At 69.0% G+C, this 1070-nt stretch carries 1 protein-coding gene; it reads left to right on the top strand.

Annotated elements, in window-relative coordinates:
* The coding region (locus tag GPA_RS14330; protein ID WP_197533108.1) for an NlpC/P60 family protein at positions 1-988 on the top strand (988 nt) is incomplete at its 5' end.
* Positions 989-1070: the final 82 nt, after the last annotated feature.

Raw genomic sequence — 1070 nt, forward strand, 5'->3', positions numbered from 1 at the left:
GCCCGCCCTGCTCGGGGCGGTGGCCGGAATCGTGGCCTTCGTCGCGTGCGCGCTCGCCGTCGCGCAGCTGCTGAGCGCGCTGTTCGGCTTCTGGGACGACGCGGCCTCCAAGCGGGGCCTCGAGGGGCTCCCTCCCTACATCACCTACGAGATGGTCGAGGCGGCGCTCGAGTGCCAGGAGGAGTACGGGCACCCGGCGGGCTGCACCATAGCGCAGATCATCCAGGAGTCCGGCCAGGGGGACCGCATGAGCCAGCTCGCAGAGCGCGACCACAACCTCTTCGGCATGAAGTGGTGGTCGGGCTACGCGGGCTGCCCCGAGGTGGCCGGCAAGGCGAACTGGGCCACCAGCGAGGAGTACGTGCCCGGCGAGCACACCCAGATCACGGCGAGCTTCATCCGCTTCACCGGCGACGCCGAGTGCGTCCGCTTCCGCAGCAGGGTCTTCCTGCAGGCGGAGCGCTACTCGGGCAACGCCCTCATCCGCGAGGCCATCGAGGGGCACGACTCGGACAGGATGGCCGAGGGGCTCAAGGACGCCGGCTGGGCGACCGACTCGTCCTACGTCGAGTCCCTGAAGTCGATCATGGCGCAATGGGGCCTCTACAGGCTCGACTCCATGACGGTCGAGGACCTGAAGGACTCGACCGCGAACGGGAACGCGATCGTCGAGGCGGCGTACAGCCAGCTCGGCGTGCCCTACGTGTGGGGAGGCTCGACCCCCGGCAAGGCGCTCGACTGCAGCGGGCTCACGCAGTACTGCTACGCGCAGGCGGGCATCCGCATAAGCCACTACACGGGTTCCCAGTACGAGGAGCTCAGGCGCATACCGCTCTCGGAGGCGAAGCCCGGCGACATCCTCTACCGCTCGGGCCACGTGGCCATCTACATCGGCGACGACAGGTACATACACGAGCCGCGAACGGGCGACGTGTGCCGCATAGCGAGCGGCATCGGCAGCTTCAGCTGCGCGCTCACCGCGAGATAGGAGAAACCAATGCAGGGAAAGTCAAGGGTCATGGCCGCCGTCGCGGCAGGCGCGCTCGTCGTGGCGCTCGGCGCGGGCGCGG

The sequence above is a fragment of the Gordonibacter pamelaeae 7-10-1-b genome (assembly GCF_000210055.1).
GTDB lineage: Bacteria > Actinomycetota > Coriobacteriia > Coriobacteriales > Eggerthellaceae > Gordonibacter > Gordonibacter pamelaeae.